We start from the raw sequence: 1,389 nt of genomic DNA on the forward strand, positions 1-1,389 counted from the left end.
AGCTGCCAATGGTTGTAGTGGTTTCGAAAGTTCCCTTTTTAACCGCTATTATTGGAATAATGGTTTGTAAACCTTCAATCAATTTAATAATGGGCTCATCCGGTAAACTGCCTGCGGTTAAAACAATGCCTGCAATTTTTGGGTAATTGGCTGATAAGTTGGCCTGAAGTGCGCCTATAATGATATCGCCACGATCGCCGGGAGTAACAATAAGCAGGTTATCTTTTATGTGCCTTAAAAAATTGGGCAGCATCATGGCACCGGTCACAAAATTATCAACCTGGTTATCCAATAGTTCAGATCCAAAAAGCACCTCACCACCCAGTGCCAATGTAATTTCTTTCATTGTTGGACTTTGTAGGCCTGTTTCGGTAGGAATAACGGCGATAAGTAATTCGGCAGGCAATTGATTGGTTAAAGCTTGTTTAATACGGTCCGCCTCCTCTGGATTCACCATATTGGCCACTACGCCTAATACCTGCACATCGCGCAACAGGAAGTTACGGTAAATGTTGATGGCAGATTTAAAAAGCTGACTTGCTGTTTTATTCTTTCCCGATACCACTATTAAAACTGGTGCACCTAAGTTTTTGGCCATTAAAGCATTCGATTCGAACTCAAATGCCATACCTTCGCCTAAAAAATCGCTGCCTTCAATTACCGTGAAATCGTAATTATCTTCCAGTTTTTTATATTTACTGATAATGGTATTGATAATTGCTCCACTATCTTCTGCTTGATGCAGCATTTCTTGCCGGGTAAAGGCAAAAGCATCCTCATATTTAACAGGGAGTGAGAAATAATCCAACATGGCTTCTACATGTTCATCTTTTTTATTCTGATCGTCTTGCGCAATAATGGGTTTAAAGTAACCTACTTTTTGCGTTTTAGCCAATAACATATTGATCATTCCGAAAGCAATTACTGATTTTCCGGTATAGGGTTCGGCCGAAGCAATGAATATATTTTTAGTCATAAATAAGGGTCAATGTATAGGAATAACCAATCACGGCCAATATAGTTGGAAATATCTATTTTAAAAACTAAAAGAGGTTAAGTTTTTAATTGCCTGATTAGAAAACCGGAGTCAACTATTCCAACAACCATAAACATGAATAGGAAAGGCATGAATTGGACGTATGACAAATATAGATTTGTCATCCTGAGGGGTAATTTATTGTATAAAAGTCAATATAGATGACAGAGATTTTTTTGTGCAATAATAAGCTGCGAGGCATCGTCATTGCTGAGAAGGCTTTTTCAGCCGACGAAGCAATCTTACAACGATCGTTACTTACCTGCGCTTTAAGATTATTCATTTTTGCAGTTGTTTTTAAAGGCATTCATGAGCTCGCTTCGTTCGGTTATCTTCGTTCCTCGCAATGACGA

Annotated in this window: 1 protein-coding gene; it reads right to left on the reverse strand. The window is 38.5% G+C overall.

What is annotated here, in order from left to right; all coding sequences use genetic code 11:
- The coding region (locus AC1DND_RS27860; RefSeq protein ID WP_477586098.1) for a phosphotransacetylase family protein at positions 1 to 976 on the reverse strand (976 nt) is incomplete at its 3' end.
- Positions 977 to 1,389 lie beyond the last annotated feature (413 nt).

The sequence above is a fragment of the Pedobacter sp. 01N416 genome, assembly GCF_056399685.1.